Source organism: Brochothrix campestris FSL F6-1037 (assembly GCF_000525915.1).
Taxonomy (GTDB): Bacteria; Bacillota; Bacilli; order Lactobacillales; family Listeriaceae; genus Brochothrix; species Brochothrix campestris.
In genome coordinates this window covers 14,648-31,627 of the sequence record NZ_AODH01000056.1, presented here as the reverse complement: position 1 = coordinate 31,627, position 16,980 = coordinate 14,648, and the positions used below count along the sequence as shown (strand labels likewise).

Below are 16,980 nucleotides of genomic sequence, written 5' to 3'. Positions count from 1 at the left end.
TAAAGCCTTAGCAGATATTAATTGCTAAGGCTTTGTTACTTTATTCTTTTATACGTTTTGCTAAACGTATACGTCGCATAAAATAGCCACCAATTAGCAAGATAATCATACCATAGATAATCAGGCTTGTTGTATCTGCTGTTTTGGCATTTTTTTCGGTTGTTGTGGTTGCATTTTGATTTGTAACGCCGTTAAAGGCCGGTTTCAATAAGTGATCACCTGCATTATTATTAGGCACCGTTGTACTTGTGTTTAATGTGCTTGCTTCGTCTGCTACAGCAGGGGCAACAAGACTAGTCATAGTTACAGAGTTTGTAGCTGTTTTTGCAGGCGTCGTCGTAATGACTTTACCTGTCATATCAACAATCGAATCCGCATCTAATGCCACAATTACATCGTACGTATGATCGTAACTAAAGCCGGTAATATCATCAATAAGTACATGTGTACGTGCAGGTGTTTTAGCTGCACCATTAACTACTGGGTATTTAACGATACGAGTGTCAGCTTCTTTATTAATTGAAACCACTTCTGCCGCAACATATTGACCATTTTGATTTGTTTCAAACGTTTTAATCCAGTGACTATTTGTTAATGTCAAATACAAGTATGGTTGGTTGTTCTCAACCTTTATTGTGGCTGGTTTTTCTGTGTAATCATCCATTTTAGACAATTCGTTTGAATTTGCTTGTAATACTTTAAAATCAATCGTGTACTTAAGATTGTTTTGTAGATTAAATGGATCAACGTAGGTAGTTGGTGTTGTTTCCTCATCCTCGTTATCCGATGGTAAAGGTGATGTTGGTCCTGATGGTGATGGTAATACTGGCTCAATCGGTTTTGTTGGATCAATTGGTTCCGTTGGGGCTGTTAACGTAACATCTGTTAACGTGTTACTCTCTAGCTGAATGGTAACATCATAAAACCCATCATACCCATCTTCACCAAACACTGCTGGTAAATCATCAATTACAACATGTGTTTGTGCTTTTGTTTTAGCGGTTGCATTTGCAATTGGATACTTAACGACACGGGTGTCGTTCGCTAAATTACTCGACACAACTTTTGCCTCGACAAATTTACCCGCTTGCTCAGTTGCAAACGATGTAATCCAATGGCTATTTTTGAGTGTTAAATAGGCATAGGCTTGTCCCTCTTCAACTTTGATTGTTGCTGGTTTTTCAGTGTATTCATCCATCATTGAGAGTTCATCACTGGTTGCTTTCATCACTTTGAAATTAATGGTGTATTGATGATTGTTAACTAATTGTAAAGGATCTGTTGGTTCTGTTGGTTCTGTTGGTTCTGTTGGTTCTGTTGGTTCTGTTGGTTCTGTTGGTTCTGTTGGTTCTGTTGGTATGCCCGGGTCAACAATCGTTCCAGCTTGAGGAAACAGACTATCAGCTACTTTAATTGCTTTTGTTGTATCAAATAATAAGCGGAAATCGGCAGCCCCAACATATAGACTACGCGTTTTCATCTCGATTTGATAACCAACATGAGCAAGTAATTCTGCAGTTTCATCTGTTAGCGGGAACTTAACTGTGCGCGTATTTGCTGCATCATCCGTAGCAAGAACGGTCACGTCTGTTAGCGCATCACCGACTGTTGTTTGAAAAGCAGTAACTGTCTTCGAGTCATTAATCGTCATGGCCACATATTTTTTTCCATCTTTAATTTGAAGGTAGACAGGATTATTAAAGTATTTTTGCATCGTACTCGCTTTATCTTCGGTTGCGTGTTTTGCTTCAAATGGTAACGTATAGGTACCATCAGCTAAAGCAACTTTTGGAGCTACCGGGAATTCACTATCGGCAACCTTCGTCGCTGTTTCTGTCTCAAATAACAAATAGAAGTCGGCCTTCCCGTTATAGATATTACCATTCCCCATATCTGCGGCATACGTAACATGTGCTAGTAACTCGGCTGTTTCATCCGTGATTTCAAATCGGACGGTGCGAGTGTTTTTCTCTGTATCCTCTGATAAGACGGTCACGTCCGTTAACGCATCACCGACTGTTGTTTGAAAGGATGTGACGGTTTTTGAGTCATTGATTGTCATTGCGACATATTTTTTACCCTCTTTAATTTGAAGGTAGACAGGGTTATTGAAATATTTTTGCATGCTACTCGCTTTTATCTTCGGTTGCATGTTTTGCTTCAAAGTTTAGACGATACGTACCGTCCTCCAAGGCTGGCTTCGCGGCTTGTGGATAACTGCTATCAGCAACTTTCACTGCATAGTTCGTATCAAAGAGTAATTTAAAATCAGCTGTTCCATTATAAATACTACCATTGCCCATATCTGCAGCATAGTTAACGTGTGCTAATAATGTGGCTGTTTCATCTGTGATTTCAAATTGAACGGTACGGGTGTTATTATCTGTGTCCTCTGATAGGACTGTTACGTCTGTTAACCCATCACCGACTGTTGTTTGAAAGGCAGTGACGGTTTTTGAGTCGTTAATTGTCATTGCGACGTATTTTTTGCCGTCTTTTAATTTGAAGATAGACAGGATTATTAAAGTATTTTTGCATGCTACTCGCTTGCTCTTTAGTGGCATGGCGTGCATCGAACGGTAACGTATAGGTGCCGTCAGCTAGGGCCGTTTTTGTGACTGTTGGATAATCCGTCGCGTCTGCTGATTTGGCGGCGGTAGTATCAAATAACAAACGGAAATCAGCCTTACCATTGTATATATTTCCGTTACCGATAACTGCGGCATACGTAACGTGTGCAAGTAATTCGGCCGTTTCATCTGTGATTTCAAATTGAACGGTACGGGTGTTGTTCTCAGTGTCCTCTGATAAAACGGTCACATCTGTTAGTGACCCATCAACTGTTGTTTGGAATGATGTGACTGTCTTCGAATCATTTATCGTCATGACGACAAATTTACGACCATTTTTTATTTGAATCAAAGCGGGGTTATTGAAATACTTTTGCATCGTACTCGCTTGATCTTTTGTTGCATGTTTCGCTTCGAACGGTAGGTTATAGGTTCCTTCATCTAACGTTGGAGGCGTTGGTGTTATAACTGTTGGCGCTTCTTCACTTGTTGCGGGTGTTGTACTGCTTGAAGGTGTGCTCGTTTGCGTGTCACTTTCTGAACTCTGTGATAAAACCGGATTTTCAACATTGATGTTTTGTTCGGTTGATGTACTACTTTGTGGCTCACTTGAAACAGTTGTTGGCGCTTCAATCGAGCTGTTTGCATCCGGTGATGTCGGTGCTTCTGTCACTATTTGAAGTGTCGACACATCCATTTTCATATCTGCTTGATACCAGCTGTCGTACTTAATCTCTGCAACATTGATATGCATGTACGAATAAATAATCGCATTGACATCATCAAATTTAATCTTTACGACTTTCGTGTTGTTGGCTTCGTCTGTTGAGACATCAGTAACATTTTGATAAATATCTGTATAATTAGACTCTGGTGATGGGACTTGTGGTGCGGTTGAGGCTAAATTCGTTGCGAGTGTTTGCCAATACGTTTGGTTGTTTAACGTTATGTATAAGTATGGTTGGTTGTTCTCAACCTTAATAGTAGCCTGTTGTTTTATGTATCGATTTGCTGCTGACGTTTCTTTGGTTGTTGCACCGGTTCCTGGTTTTAATAAGGAAACGTCGACCCTGTATTCAGCACCATCTTGTAAGTCCGTCGACGTCGCTGCAGTCGCTGTATAGGCTGGCAAAAAGCTAATGACAACAGTTGCGATAATTACCAATATCCCTAATTTTTTAATTAACGTTTTCATTGTCTCCCCCTATTTAACTGTTCTTTTTTTGCGGCTAATAATTAAACCTACCGCAGCTACTAGTGCTAGGCCACCATATAAGGCTAAACTATTCGTATCGCCTGATTTTGGATTCGCGACTTTCGCAGCACTTGTTTGTCCTGTAGCGCTCGTATTTGTGTCTGTTTTTGAAACGGCTGCGTCACTACTATCGTCTGTTTTAGTCGTTTTGCTCGTCGCAGCAGTGGCTTCATCAGTTGTTGATAAATCTAAACTTAAATTGATTTTATAATTATGGTGATAGTTTAAGCTCTCGTTATCAATATCAACTTTAATCGTTGCTGGTAACGATTGTTTTGCTTCGCCGATATTAAATCGAACTTTGCGGGTATCCGCACTTTTGCTCGAGCTCAAGACTTGCCCTTGACTGCCAGCGACTGTTAAGCCTGTAATCCAGGTACTATGATTCACTTGCAAATCCAACGTTGCTTTACCATCAGTCACAGTTAAGGCTGCTGGTTTATCAAAGTAGTCATTTGCCATTGAAGCTGAACTTGCCTCACTGTCTAAGACAGTATAATTAACCTTGTAATTCCCGTCCGCTATCGCTGCTTTGCTTGGTGTTGCCAAAAAAATGTTGCACACAGCCATTGTAATAATCGCTGCGATTAAGATACTTATTTTCTTCATCTTTATATCCCCCTTATAAGTAACAGTAAGCCTTCGAGTTACTGATAGTTTCAATTACACTTCTCAATTGTAATTGATAACGATTATCATTGTCAATCGCTTTTTTTATCCCTTTTATTAACAGATAAAAAGCCTCACTCAATTTGAGTGAGGGCTTTTTATCTGTGCTTATTGTTGCGCAGTTAACGTTAATTCGTAAGCTTTTTGGAATTTTTGAATGTCACCCGCACCCATGAAGAGTAATACGCCCGTTTTGTATGCTTTTAAAACTTCTGTATGTTGCTCTTGGATGATGTGGCTACCTTCAATTAAATCTCCGAGGTCTTGAATCGTTAAATCACCAGTTTGCTCACGGGCTGATCCAAAAATATCACATAAATAGGTCGCATCTGCTTTGCTCAATGATTCAGCAAAATTTTGCAAGAAAGCATTTGTTCGGCTAAATGTATGAGGTTGGAAAATCGCAATCACCTGACGATCAGGATACTTTTGACGAGCCGCGTTAATCGTTGCTTCAATTTCAGCAGGATGATGAGCATAATCATCAAATAAAATTTGATCACCGATCACTTTTTCACTGAAGCGACGTTTCACGCCTGCATACGTCCGCATCCGCGCTTGTACCGCTTCAATTGGCAAGCCTTGTAATTGTGTAAAAGCAATGACAGCTAAGGCATTACGAACATTGTGCTCACCAAAAGTTGGTACATTGAACGAGCCGTATAACTTGCCATCAATCATCACATCAAAGGTACAGCCTGCTGTATGACGGTTAATATTTGTAGCGCGGTAGTTGTTTTCTTCCCCTAAACCGAAATAAACAACCGGTGTTGTTAATTTTAATGAACGTACTTTTTCATCATCACCGTTAGCAATAACAATTTCTTTCGTTTGATAAACAAGCGATTGAAAGGCATCAACAACATCATCTTCGGTCTTGAAATAATCAGGATGATCCCAATCAATGTTATTAATAATCGTAAAATGAGGTTTATAGGCTAAGAAATGTCGTTGGTATTCACAGGCTTCTAAGGCAAAGTAATTAGCTGCTTTAACACCACGGCCAGTTCCATCACCAATTAAATATGAGACTGACGTAATCCCTTCTAACACATGCGATAATAAACCGGTTGTTGATGTCTTACCATGTGAGCCTGTCACTGCAATACTTGCATAGCCTTCAATTAACTTCCCTAAAAAGTCATTGTATTGATAAAGTGTCGCACCTAATTGTTTGGCTGCCACGACTTCTTCATGTGTGTCGGGAAAGGCTGCACCTTGAATCACAACCATGTCGGCTGTAATGTTTTCTTTAGCGAACGGTAACAACTTAATGTTGGCACGTTCAAGTGCACGTTGGGTGAAAAATTCTTTGTCAATATCTGAGCCTTGAACGGTCTTGCCTTCATCGTGTAGAATTTGTGCTAATGCACTCATCCCTGTTCCTTTTATACCGATAAAATGATATGTACTCATTTAAAAATCCTCCATCATAGTGATTTAGTTGCGCTTCCGTTATTTTTTCTTACTTAACAGTTCACCAAAAAATTGCAAACGGTTATTAAGTTCGGTCTGTGCTTGTCCACCTTTACGTTGTTTTGAACGAATTTGGCGTGTCATTTCAACTGCTGCGACACGAGCAATCTGTTGAATTTCCTCGTTTGAAAACTGTTCACCTTTAGGCTTAATTGATTGCGGTAATTTAACGCGGCCATCTTTTGTAATTGTTAATACATCCGGTGCTGTTGACGTCTCCGTCAAAGCTGGTTGCTCTTCAATTGGTAAAACAGCTTCACTAACAATCGCTTCAACCTCAGCTGTTTTTTCAACAGGTGGTTCGACTGGTACTGGTTGCTGTTGTGCCTCTACTTGCTCAACAGGTGGCACCATTTTTTCACCCGTTTCTTCCGCTGTTATCGCCTGAGACATTGGTTTACTCTCATTAGTTAATGGCTTCGACGGATAAAATTGTTGCATGTTACGTTTTTGAAAACCGAACACAGGCGACGGAATCTCACGTGCTTTAAAATGTGATTCACGTGATGATGGCTGCCACTTTGACTCAGTTTCAGCAGTTTGACTAACTGTTTCGTTTGTTGGTTTAGCTACTGGTGGTTTTACGCGCTCTCCCTCGGACTGATCCGACGGTGTCGAGGCCGATAAACGGTTATTTTTATGCGCGGAGTCCATCGTTACAATCCGGACTCTACCTTCATTGTAATCACGTGTTGTCTTGTTGCGGGTCGATGAGCGTTGCTCCACAGCTTTATCAGCGCTTGGTCTCTGCTCAGTTTGTCCTTTTTCTTCATCGTTACTCATCATTTTTTTAAACCAGCCTGCCATGTCTCTCACGCCCATTTCTATTGGTCTATTAGCTACTCATTTAAGTGTAGCAAACTAGCTGCTGTTATGCTATTACAAACCATGCAGCCAATCAGTTATCGTTCGTTAAAAATTAACGACGTATTCTTCACCTGCTGTTAGTTCACCATCAAGCACTAAGATTCCTTTTTCTTGTGGCGCATCAGGAATCGCTAATTCACGTGCAGCACACAACATACCGTTACTTGTTTCGCCACGTAAAGCAGACGGTTCAATAATTAAACCGCTTGGCATCACAGCTCCCACTTTAGCAACGACCACAAATTGGCCTTGTTCCACATTGGGTGCGCCACAAACGATTTGTTCAACATGTGTGCCCAAATCAACTTGGCAGACACTTAAATGATCAGAGTTACTATGGACTGTCTTTTCTTGCACGTAACCAACCACGAATTTAGGTGTTGTATCGACCGCTTCAAGTGGTGCAAAGCCTACAGTTGCTAATTGTTGATTGACAAATGCTACCGTTTCAGTAGAAACCGTCATTTTTGTAGTAGTGTTTAAGTCTGTTTCTTTCACGTTAAATATATTATAGCCAATGACTTCATCCGTCTCAGCATTTTTAATTTCAGTGACATTACCGTTTGATTTAATGTTAACCTGCTCGGCTTTCTTACCATTCAATTGAACGATTAAGACATCGCCAATCCCTTTTTCATTATAAAACATATTTAGTATCATTTTGATAACCCCTTTTGTTTGTTTTTTGCCAGAATAAACACGGGTGTTAAGTGTCCGGCGGTATATTCAAAGGCAAGCGTTGTAATTGGTACAGGTCCAGACGCATAAAAATCAAGCGTTAAGTGACCAATAACATCGTAACCAGCATCATTCACTACGTCTACTAATAATAACACATCCTGATGCGGTACTGCCACAACGATCTGACCTTTTGCTTCTTTTTCCATCTTTTTCATAAAGTCATGATTTAATAAGCGGCTGGCATCGTAGCCATCGTTCGTACGGACGAAGTAAAAGGTATTGTCTGCTACGGTATCAATTTTCAACGGAATTGTCTTTTTGTTGAGGTTGCGCTCTGCCAGTTGTTTAATTTGGGCTTCAGATAGGATAGCTGTATCTTTCATTGTCAACAGACGATACGTATTACCTAAATCGAGCACATAGTAAATACGGGTTTCAGCTGTATGATCCGTTGTGATGAACTGTTCACCTGTTTTTGTTTCACGTGGAAAAGAACTTGAACGAATAACAGGAAACAACTCAGCTTGATGTTGATGTACTTGCTTCGTTGTTTGGGCTGCCTTAAAACTGTTGGTAACATAATACACTTGCTTGGCAATAGCCGTTTCACCTTTTTGTTCCACTTGTTTAACTAATTCACCTAATTGAATTGTGACTGCGTTGGTGCTGCGAGTGTCACTAATTTTCAATGTACCTGTATCACGCTTAAAGTCAAAACGATACGGTTCAGCTGCCAAGGCAGTCTCTAATTTGCTTTTAACAGTTACAATTGTTTCTTTCATTTGCTTTGCCCCTTCAGCCGTGATGCATTAATAAAGGCAGTAATTTCAGCCTCGGTTTTACGCTCTTTGCTCACAAACCGATCACGTTCAATCCCGTTTTCAAATGTCACAAAACTTGGTATCCCAAAAATGGCTAATTCTTGACATAAATCAAGCAGTTGATCGCGATCGATATGAATAAAGTTAAAATCAGGATGAGCGGCCTCAATGGCTGGCAAGTGTGGCTCGATATAACGACAATCTCCACACCAATCGGCACTAAACAGCGCGACCGTTTTTTGTGTTGCAATACTCGTATCAAATTCATTTCTTGTTTCAATTTTTTTCATGTTCTTCATTCCTCTCGATTAAGATATCGTTCAATAAACTGATCGCGCTCACTTAAAAAAGTCGGATTATGACGGTGTGGATGAATCCGATTCGTCAAAACGACAGCCGCTTCAGCCTTAGTTGGATTCACTAAAATAAAGGTTCCTGTAAAACCAGTATGGTACATAATCGGCACGGCGCTCTTCGTCAACAGCAGATCCCAACCAAGCGCGCGTTGGTTTGATTCGTCTTGCGATTGGATAGTCATTAACAGCTGGCGACTTTTGTCTGTTAAGAGAAATGGACTCGCAAATCCGAACAAATGTGACACGAGTATTTCGATATCCTCAAGTGTCGCAAACAAGCCGGCATGAGCCGCCATACCATCCAGACAGAAGGCTTTATGATCATGTACAATGCCTTTTATTAATCCTCTGGTCGGATGTAATTCGGTTGGGACACAACTTGCTTGTTGCATCCGATTGGGACAATAGCCACTTTCCTTTAAACCAAGTGGCTGTGCGATTTTCCGTTCATATAAATGCGCCATTGTTGCTGCGCTAATTGTCGTAATCAATTCACCTAACAGTAGAAAGTTTACATCAGAGTATTCAATCTGGCCAACGGCGGTTATTTGAGGTACAGCGTACATGTAGTCAAGCACTGCAGTTGCTTTCATCATCGGATACTGTGGGATGTTTTTTGCTAAGCCTGAGGCATGTGTCAGTAAATGCTTGACGGTCACCTCAGCGTATTTAAAACGCGGCAAGTACTGTTGTACTTTGTCATTTAAGTCGATTTTCCCATCTTCCATTAACATTAACAGCAATGGCGTCGTCACAAGTACCTTCGTTAACGAGGCCAAATCATAATAGGCCGGTGTCGTAAAAGCTGCTCTTGTCGGTTCAATTTGAGCCTGTCCGATTTGCTGATTAAACCATTCCCCACTTGCATAGGTGCCATAAGTTGCCCCGGGAATGATACCTCTCTCTAACATCTGTGTGAGCATTTCGTGCATTTCAACAAACCTCCCTGCGCCTTACGCTTCTCTAACGTTACTATATCATATTTAGCCGCTTTTTTTTCGCAATCTAAGCTGATTTTCCACCACAAAAAGAGTGATGTGCAATAGCACATCACTCCCAGATTGTAGACAAAGTCTAAACAGTCTTCATTTTCTTTGAAATGCTATTACAGTGACTTTAGCTACGAGATGACTTGACTGAAAAGAAATGTTGTTCTATCCTCTCGTATTTAAATCCTACACATGGGTGATTTCAAAAATAACGCATCGACGGGAAATAGTCGAGACGTTATTTTCTCCAATCACTGCCGTTTAGAACGGCTTTAAATTCTTTTGTTCTAGGAAACACGAGCCTTAGAAATGAGTGTACAGGTGGTACTCGACTCCAATAAAACGAGGCATTGACGACCTAGAACAGCGTTTTTATTCAATATTCATTTAGTAACTTTAACTACTCATCTCTACTTGGTTCTGGCTCATTCGTATCATTGAGACTCTCTGTTTGACGATTGTCATTACTGCTCTCAACAACCTCTTTAGGTTGTAAGCTCCGGTAAAATGACGCCATCGTTGTCTGGAAATACGGAATCACATAAAGACAAACAATCATCCCAATGAACATGCCCAACAGGATAAGACCGACACCAATGATTGCCTCGATACCATCACCATTACGCATGAAATCTATAATTGCTAAATACGTCCCATAAGCTAATAAAATGAGCGGAACAATCATCCATCCGATAAATGACAAATAAGTTAAGAATAATTTCATGCGTTTATTTTTCATTAAAACAACACTTGTTTTAACTGCTTGATATGCTGAAATCGTTGGATTATCTTTAATAAGGTAAAAAGTTTGCTCATAACCAAGTGTTTTTATAATAGGTAACAGCATTAATAATACTGGAACAATTAAATACCAAAAACTAAGCATGTTAGCTGCCGCTGCAATACTTATAACAATCGCTAAAATAATCGTTGGTAAAGACCACATAATTAGCAACAGCGCGATTAAAATGTTGGCCCAAATTGCTTTCAAGTACATACCTTTTTTAAAGGCATCGAATAAATTAACGACCTTCAAACTTTCCCCATCAAACAGACGAAGGTAGAACCAGACAAAGCCGGTTGAAATCGATAAGGTTACAAAGACTGCAATCAAAACACTAAGGATAGACAGGACGATTGCTGTGCTGTCATAATTATTTTCCGTTGGAGCAACTAAGTTTAACGCCCCTGTAATGAGGTACATAATAATTAAAATACCAATAGCTATACCCCAATGACCTTTTAATGCCGCTTTTGCTTCACGTTTAATTGTACGAATTGTTTTCAAGCTTACACCTCATTTATTATTGTTATCTCAAATTATAACATGTATTAGGGTATTAACCTATCTGTTTGAGATAACATAAGACTAAATAACTACGCCTTGGCATGTTCTTTAATGATTTCAATAATAACGGCGGCGGCTTTTTGCATTGATTCTTGCGCGACGTATTCATATTTCCCATGCATGTTTTCACCACCGGCAAAAATATTTGGTGTAGGTAAGCCTTTATATGATAGTTGGGCACCATCCGTTCCGCCACGAATCGGCACAATGTTTGGTTCGATGCCGACATTGGCGAAGGCCTTCTGTGCCAATTCGACAATTTCAATCACGGGTTCGATTTTTTCGCGCATGTTATAATATTGATCGGCAATCGTTAAGGTTAACGCTGTTTCACCGTATTTCGACTGTAATTTAGCAACGGCTGCTTGCATTGTCGTTTTACGTGTCGCAAAACTATTTTTATCAAAGTCTCGAATGATGTAATACGCTTTAGCTTGTTCGACACCACCGTTTATACTCGCGAGATGGAAGAAACCTTCTTTGCCCGCCGTTTTTTCTGGTACTTCCTCAGTGGGCAGTAACGCATGGAATTCGGCAAAAATGGCACTGGCATTAACGAGTTTATCTTTGGCTGTCCCTGGATGAACGCTTTCACCTTGGATGACTAGCTTTGCACTGGCTGCGTTAAACGATTCATACTCTAACTCGCCAACTGGTCCGCCATCCATCGTATAAGCAAACTTAGCATTAAAGCGGTCAACATCAAACTTAGCAGGACCACGACCGATTTCTTCATCCGGTGTAAAGGCAATACGCACGTCGCCATGCCTTACCTCGGGGTTGGCAATAAAATATTCGACTGCAGTCATAATTTCAGCAATCCCTGCCTTGTCATCTGCGCCCAACAATGTGGTTCCATCGGTTGTAATGAGCGTTTGACCTTTATAGGCCGCTAATTCAGAAAAGTCCGCTGTTTTCATTACAATGTTTCGTTCTTTATTTAAGACGATGTCTTGTCCATCATAATTAACATGCACTTGCGGTTGGACATTTTTACCAGTCACATCCAAAGCGGTATCGACATGCGCTAAGAAGCCGATTGTTTCAACATCGATATTGCCTTTTAAGGTGCCCATTAAGTAACCATTTTCATCCAAACTAACATCGCTCAAGCCAATGTCGGTCATCTCTTTTTGTAACAGATGTAATAAATCCCATTGTCCGGGAGTTGAAGGCGTTGTCGTACTGTCCTCATCCGCCTGTGTATCGATTTTCGCATAATTAATAAAACGTTCAGTGATTTTTTCCATCATTAACACTCCCTTTATTATAATTGATCATATTGGTTTAGTTCGTAGCGTTCGATTACTTCGTTGAGTTTACGAGCGTAATCAGGGTCGGTTGCATACCCAGCTGTTTGCAACGCCTTTGTCCCTTCTTGATAAGTCTGAGCCGCTAGCACGGGATGATATAAAGTCGCGTTCCAACTTGTACCCGTTTGAAAGAGCGCTACCTGATCGTTCATCGATTGCTCCCACGTGTCATATTTACGAAAGGCCGCGGTTATCGTCACCCATTCATCATTTTGAAATTCTTGCGTCGGATAACTCAACGATTGATTATGGTATTTCCCTTTGATACCAAAGAGATTTTTTGCTTCGACGGCCAACTCACTTTGACCCCAGTCTGATTCTAAAATGGCCTGGCTTAAACTAACGCTCGGCAATAAACCACTTAGTTGGTAGTTTTTTTTGTGCGATTGGTTTTAACGTCGCAATAAAGTCTGCTTTTTGGTTTGCCTCATTAGTCGGTGTCGCTATCGTTTGCTGTTGTGGCAGCAGTCTAACGCCCTGCCATAGCACTAATACAACGCTAATACTCAACAGTCCTAGCAACAATCGTTTGAGATTAGCTTTGCTACGCTTCCGTTGTTTCTTCATTGATAAATCACCCTTTTGTACCAGTTTCTATTTCGTTCTATTTTAGTTGACAGATGTCATCAATAGCAACTCAAAAGGGTTTAATTTCATTAAAAGGCCTCACCCTCCCGCTAAGTCGTACATTTAGTATATACCAACAAAAACATTTGTAATAGTGTGTATTTTCAGTTTTTTTTAAAATAAAAACAGTTGCAGCCTGAGCCACAACTGTTTTTGCTTATTTTTTCGGTTCTTCATCAATTTTAAGAATCGCCATGAACGCTTCTTGCGGCACTTCGACCGATCCCACTGATTTCATCCGTTTTTTACCCGCCTTTTGTTTCTCGAGCAATTTACGCTTACGTGAGATATCCCCACCATAACACTTAGCCAAGACATTTTTACGCAACGCTTTAATCGTTGAACGCGCCACGACTTTATTTCCAATTGCTGCCTGAATTGGCACTTCGAATTGTTGACGTGGAATTAATTTTTGCAAACGATCAACGATAACTTTACCACGATCATAGGCAAAATCACGGTGAACGATAAAACTTAAGGCATCGACTGGTTCAGCATTTAATAAAATGTCCATCTTCACTAATTTCGATTGACGGTAACCAATGATTTCGTAATCGAGTGACGCATAGCCACGGGTGTTCGATTTCAATTGGTCAAAGAAGTCATAGACGATTTCAGATAATGGAATTTCATACTTCACGTTGACGCGAATGTCATCCATATAATCCATTGTAATGAAGTTTCCACGTTTACGTTGCGTTAATTCCATTACAGATCCAACGTATTCATTCGGCACCATAATTGAGGCTTGAACGTATGGTTCTTCAATAAAGGCTACCGTTGAAGGATCAGGCATTTCAGATGGGTTTGAAATAATTACTTCAGTATCATCTGTTAAGGTTGCATGATAAATAACACTTGGAGCGGTCGTAATCAAATCAATGTTGAATTCACGTTCAATCCGTTCCTGAATGATTTCCATGTGCAATAAGCCTAAGAAACCACAACGGAAACCAAAACCGAGCGCTTGAGATGTTTCGGCTTCGTATTGTAAGGCTGAATCATTTAACTCAAGTTTTTCTAGCGCATCGCGTAAATCAACATAGTCAGATGAATCAATTGGATAAAGACCACAATACACCATCGGATTCATTTTACGATACCCTTGTAACGCTTCGGCGGCACGGTTATCTGCATGTGTAATTGTATCACCCACTTGCGTATCAGCCACTTGTTTAATCGCAGCTGTTAAGTAACCAACGTCACCAGCCATTAACACTTCTTGTGGTGATACTTTCGGATTAAAGACGCCGACTTCAGTTACCTCAAATGACTTACCCGTTTGCATCATAAAGATTTTATCGCCAGCTCTAACCGTTCCACTCATCACCCGAATACTCGTAATTACACCACGATACGCATCGTAAACAGAGTCAAAAATAAGGGCTTGTAAGGGCGCTTCAAGATCACCGGTTGGTGCAGGCACAAGTTCAACAACCTGTTCTAAGATTTCTTCAATCCCGATTCCTGCTTTTGCTGATGCCAAGACAGCATCGCTTGCATCTAGACCAATGACATCTTCAATTTCAGCACGAACACGTTCAGGCTCAGCCGCTGGTAGATCGATTTTATTAATCACAGGGATAATTTCTAAGTCGTTATCTAATGCTAAATAAACGTTTGCTAACGTTTGTGCTTCGATTCCTTGAGCGGCATCGACCACAAGCACAGCCCCTTCACAGGCAGCTAAACTACGGGATACTTCATAGGTGAAATCGACATGTCCCGGTGTATCGATTAAATGGAAGGTATACGTTTCACCATTTTTGGCATCGTAGCTCAATTGCACGGCATTCAATTTAATCGTAATTCCACGTTCACGTTCTAAATCCATCGAATCAAGCAGTTGATGTTTCATTTCACGATGGGTTAAGGCGTTCGTTTTTTCTAGAATCCGGTCAGCCAATGTTGACTTCCCATGATCAATATGGGCAATGATTGAAAAATTTCGGATATTTTTTTGACGTGCTTTCATTTCGTTTAAATCCAATTTGTCCACTCCTATCACTCTTTACAAACACTAATTTATTGGTTAACGCGAACGATTGTCCGCTCAATTTAGTCATTCGTCTGTTCGTTTCGCCTTTAAAAAGGCAACTCTTATTCATTATATAGTAGCCTGAAATAATTGGCAACTTACGGTTGGATTGTGGGGAATTCTGACTGTAAAAAGAAATTTAAATTTGAGGTTTGCATTCCCACACGTTTTCATATATAATTAAGTCTGTCTTATGGTTGGAATTAGAGCTATCTAATTAGATGAGCCATAGTATGATTATTTCAACGGAGGTGACATAAATGCCTAACATTAAATCCGCAATTAAACGCGTAAAACAAACAGAAACTCGTAACGAATTAAAATCTTCACAACGTGCTGCTGTTCGTTCTGCAGTTCGTAAATTCGATGCTGCTGTTGTAGCTAACGCTGATAACACAAGTGAATTATATAGCCAAGCTGTTTCAAAACTTGATGGTGCTGTTTCAAAAGGTTTGATTCACAAAAACAAAGCAGACCGTAGTAAATCACGTCTTGCTAAAAAATTAGCTAAATAATCTCTTAAAGAGCCTTTCATTAGGCTCTTTTTTTGTGCTCATTTTTAAAGAAGCCCCGAATTTTTGTCATGAGGTTGCTTTATTTTGATATTTTTTATATACTGAGTTTATTAATTTCTAAAAAGTCGCATTATTCTGAACTTAATAACAATAGAAATTAGAAGGAGGTCTTTTATGTCATCATTAAACGTTGGTGTTCTTGGATTCGGTACAGTCGGAAGTGGTGTTGTCCGCATCTTAAATGAACATCAAGATAAAATCAGTCAAATTACAGGGTATGATATTGCCATTACGAAAGTGCTTGTGCGTGATTTAAGCAAAGCACGACGTTACGAAAATACAGGTATCACTTTAACGACCAATGCGAACGATGTCATCGGTGACCCTTCAATTGCTATTATTGTCGAAGTAATGGGTACGATAGAAACGGCCTATGACTATGTCGTAAAAGCCTTACAGGCGGGTAAACATGTCGTGACTGCCAACAAAGATTTAATCGCCTTACACGGTGATCATTTAATTACAATTGCGCGTGAAAATAACTGTGACCTCTTTTACGAAGCGAGTGTTGCGGGCGGGATTCCGATATTAAGAACAATTGTCAACGGCTTAGCATCAGACCATCTCAAAAAAGTAATGGGTATCGTCAACGGTACAACTAATTTCATGCTCACTAAAATGACCAGTGAAGGCCTTACATATAACGATGCGCTGCAACAAGCTCAAGCTTTAGGTTTTGCCGAAAGCGATCCGACCAACGATGTTGACGGGATTGATGCCGCTCGCAAAATGGTAATTTTAACGCGCCTCAGCTTCGGGATGAATGTTTCGTTAGACGATGTGTCTGCAACTGGGATTCGCAACTTAACGGTTGACGAGATTAAGCTGGCCGACCAACTTGGCTATACCATTAAATTGCTCGGTATTTCAGAAGAGACGAATGGTGCAGTAGATGTCTGCGTGACACCGACGCTCTTACCAAAGACACATCCATTGGCAGGTGTTCATAACGAAAACAATGCGGTGTTTGTTATTGGTGAAGCTGCTGGCGAAACAATGTACTATGGACCTGGCGCAGGTGAATTACCGACCGCTTCCAGTGTCGTGAGCGATATTATTAGTATCGCCAAAAACATCAAGCTTGGTACAACGGGCAATGTCTTTAACTCGTATGTGCACGAGACGAACAAATTAGCTGATGCCAACTGCTATGCCAAATACTTCGTCCGTCTCAAAATGACTGATGAAACAGGTACGTTCTTAAAGATGACCCAACGATTCACAGAACAGAACATCGGTTTCAGTCGCATTTTACAGCTGCCTGAAAACGATGATCAAGCGACCGTCGTTGTGATTACGCATACAACTAGTCGTGCCAATTTACATGAAGCGCTTGCTGCCTTAAAAAATGACAATGGGATTGTGGTTCATTCACATTACCGAGTGGAGGATTAA

The 16,980-nt window shown here is 40.4% G+C and carries 17 protein-coding genes; 2 read left to right on the top strand and 15 right to left on the bottom strand.

Annotation, left to right across the window (positions count from 1 at the left end; all coding sequences use genetic code 11):
* Window positions 1-40: 40 nt before the first annotated feature.
* The 15 genes from BCAMP_RS12765 to lepA form a co-directional block, all read right to left on the bottom strand.
* Window positions 41-2,125, bottom strand: coding sequence for an NEAT domain-containing protein (locus tag BCAMP_RS12765; protein WP_198015778.1), 2,085 nt, complete (start codon window positions 2,123-2,125; stop codon window positions 41-43).
* A 1-nt stretch (window position 2,126) separates the two neighbouring features.
* Window positions 2,127-2,474 (bottom strand): NEAT domain-containing protein, encoded by a 348-nt coding sequence (locus tag BCAMP_RS12760; protein WP_051457057.1) that lies wholly within the window; start codon window positions 2,472-2,474, stop codon window positions 2,127-2,129.
* A complete protein-coding gene (locus BCAMP_RS10920) occupies window positions 2,464-3,765 on the bottom strand; it encodes an NEAT domain-containing protein (RefSeq protein WP_051457056.1) in 1,302 nt (433 codons plus the stop codon). The genes BCAMP_RS12760 and BCAMP_RS10920 overlap by 11 nt, the downstream gene beginning before the upstream one ends.
* Before the next feature lie 9 nt (window positions 3,766-3,774).
* On the bottom strand, window positions 3,775-4,434 hold the full coding sequence (isdC, locus tag BCAMP_RS10915; protein WP_035315611.1) for a heme uptake protein IsdC: 660 nt from the start codon (window positions 4,432-4,434) through the stop codon (window positions 3,775-3,777).
* 168 nt (window positions 4,435-4,602) lie between these two features.
* Entirely contained in the window at window positions 4,603-5,910 is a 1,308-nt protein-coding gene (murC, locus tag BCAMP_RS10910) for a UDP-N-acetylmuramate--L-alanine ligase (RefSeq protein ID WP_035315610.1), read from the bottom strand.
* A 39-nt stretch (window positions 5,911-5,949) separates the two neighbouring features.
* Window positions 5,950-6,777, bottom strand: coding sequence for a hypothetical protein (locus BCAMP_RS10905; RefSeq protein WP_035315609.1), 828 nt, complete (start codon window positions 6,775-6,777; stop codon window positions 5,950-5,952).
* 105 nt (window positions 6,778-6,882) lie between these two features.
* Complete coding sequence (gene ytpR, locus BCAMP_RS10900; RefSeq protein ID WP_035315608.1) at window positions 6,883-7,497, bottom strand: YtpR family tRNA-binding protein; 615 nt, start codon at window positions 7,495-7,497, stop codon at window positions 6,883-6,885.
* Window positions 7,494-8,300, bottom strand: coding sequence for a DUF1444 domain-containing protein (locus tag BCAMP_RS10895; RefSeq protein ID WP_035315607.1), 807 nt, complete (start codon window positions 8,298-8,300; stop codon window positions 7,494-7,496). Before BCAMP_RS10895 ends, ytpR begins: the two co-directional genes overlap by 4 nt.
* Window positions 8,297-8,629 (bottom strand): thioredoxin family protein, encoded by a 333-nt coding sequence (locus tag BCAMP_RS10890; RefSeq protein ID WP_156921229.1) that lies wholly within the window; start codon window positions 8,627-8,629, stop codon window positions 8,297-8,299. The genes BCAMP_RS10895 and BCAMP_RS10890 overlap by 4 nt, the downstream gene beginning before the upstream one ends.
* A 5-nt stretch (window positions 8,630-8,634) precedes the next feature.
* Window positions 8,635-9,627 carry a serine hydrolase domain-containing protein gene (locus BCAMP_RS10885; RefSeq protein ID WP_035315605.1) on the bottom strand — a complete coding sequence of 331 codons (993 nt, stop codon included), beginning with the start codon at window positions 9,625-9,627 and terminating at the stop codon, window positions 8,635-8,637.
* A 457-nt stretch (window positions 9,628-10,084) separates the two neighbouring features.
* Entirely contained in the window at window positions 10,085-10,972 is an 888-nt protein-coding gene (locus BCAMP_RS10880) for a DUF975 family protein (protein WP_035315604.1), read from the bottom strand.
* Between the two features lie 89 nt (window positions 10,973-11,061).
* Window positions 11,062-12,285, bottom strand: a complete 1,224-nt coding sequence (gene pepT, locus BCAMP_RS10875; RefSeq protein ID WP_035315603.1) for a peptidase T — start codon at window positions 12,283-12,285, stop codon at window positions 11,062-11,064.
* A 14-nt stretch (window positions 12,286-12,299) separates the two neighbouring features.
* Complete coding sequence (locus tag BCAMP_RS10870; protein ID WP_051457055.1) at window positions 12,300-12,698, bottom strand: glycoside hydrolase family 73 protein; 399 nt, start codon at window positions 12,696-12,698, stop codon at window positions 12,300-12,302.
* On the bottom strand, window positions 12,685-12,912 hold the full coding sequence (locus tag BCAMP_RS10865) for a hypothetical protein (RefSeq protein ID WP_035315602.1): 228 nt from the start codon (window positions 12,910-12,912) through the stop codon (window positions 12,685-12,687). Before BCAMP_RS10865 ends, BCAMP_RS10870 begins: the two co-directional genes overlap by 14 nt.
* Before the next feature lie 217 nt (window positions 12,913-13,129).
* Window positions 13,130-14,947 carry a translation elongation factor 4 gene (lepA, locus tag BCAMP_RS10860; RefSeq protein ID WP_408605193.1) on the bottom strand — a complete coding sequence of 606 codons (1,818 nt, stop codon included), beginning with the start codon at window positions 14,945-14,947 and terminating at the stop codon, window positions 13,130-13,132.
* Between the two features lie 323 nt (window positions 14,948-15,270).
* Here lepA and rpsT point away from each other — a divergent pair, with 323 nt between their 5' ends.
* Window positions 15,271-15,525 (top strand): 30S ribosomal protein S20, encoded by a 255-nt coding sequence (rpsT, locus tag BCAMP_RS10855; RefSeq protein ID WP_029091252.1) that lies wholly within the window; start codon window positions 15,271-15,273, stop codon window positions 15,523-15,525.
* 174 nt (window positions 15,526-15,699) lie between these two features.
* Window positions 15,700-16,980 carry a homoserine dehydrogenase gene (locus tag BCAMP_RS10850; protein ID WP_035315600.1) on the top strand — a complete coding sequence of 427 codons (1,281 nt, stop codon included), beginning with the start codon at window positions 15,700-15,702 and terminating at the stop codon, window positions 16,978-16,980.

Excerpts from the sequence above, each read along its gene's own strand:
- pepT (WP_035315603.1), bottom strand. The coding sequence starts at position 12,285 with ATGATGGAAAAAATCACTGAACGTTTTATTAATTATGCGAAAATCGAT.
- BCAMP_RS10920 (WP_051457056.1), bottom strand. The coding sequence starts at position 3,765 with ATGAAAACGTTAATTAAAAAATTAGGGATATTGGTAATTATCGCAACT.
- BCAMP_RS12765 (WP_198015778.1), bottom strand. The coding sequence starts at position 2,125 with ATGCAAAAATATTTCAATAACCCTGTCTACCTTCAAATTAAAGAGGGT.
- BCAMP_RS10850 (WP_035315600.1), top strand. The coding sequence starts at position 15,700 with ATGTCATCATTAAACGTTGGTGTTCTTGGATTCGGTACAGTCGGAAGT.
- lepA (WP_408605193.1), bottom strand. The coding sequence starts at position 14,947 with ATGAAAGCACGTCAAAAAAATATCCGAAATTTTTCAATCATTGCCCAT.
- isdC (WP_035315611.1), bottom strand. The coding sequence starts at position 4,434 with ATGAAGAAAATAAGTATCTTAATCGCAGCGATTATTACAATGGCTGTG.
- BCAMP_RS12760 (WP_051457057.1), bottom strand. The coding sequence starts at position 2,474 with ATGACAATTAACGACTCAAAAACCGTCACTGCCTTTCAAACAACAGTC.
- BCAMP_RS10885 (WP_035315605.1), bottom strand. The coding sequence starts at position 9,627 with ATGCACGAAATGCTCACACAGATGTTAGAGAGAGGTATCATTCCCGGG.
- BCAMP_RS10905 (WP_035315609.1), bottom strand. The coding sequence starts at position 6,777 with ATGGCAGGCTGGTTTAAAAAAATGATGAGTAACGATGAAGAAAAAGGA.
- murC (WP_035315610.1), bottom strand. The coding sequence starts at position 5,910 with ATGAGTACATATCATTTTATCGGTATAAAAGGAACAGGGATGAGTGCA.
- rpsT (WP_029091252.1), top strand. The coding sequence starts at position 15,271 with ATGCCTAACATTAAATCCGCAATTAAACGCGTAAAACAAACAGAAACT.
- BCAMP_RS10895 (WP_035315607.1), bottom strand. The coding sequence starts at position 8,300 with ATGAAAGAAACAATTGTAACTGTTAAAAGCAAATTAGAGACTGCCTTG.
- BCAMP_RS10890 (WP_156921229.1), bottom strand. The coding sequence starts at position 8,629 with ATGAAAAAAATTGAAACAAGAAATGAATTTGATACGAGTATTGCAACA.
- BCAMP_RS10865 (WP_035315602.1), bottom strand. The coding sequence starts at position 12,912 with ATGAAGAAACAACGGAAGCGTAGCAAAGCTAATCTCAAACGATTGTTG.
- ytpR (WP_035315608.1), bottom strand. The coding sequence starts at position 7,497 with ATGATACTAAATATGTTTTATAATGAAAAAGGGATTGGCGATGTCTTA.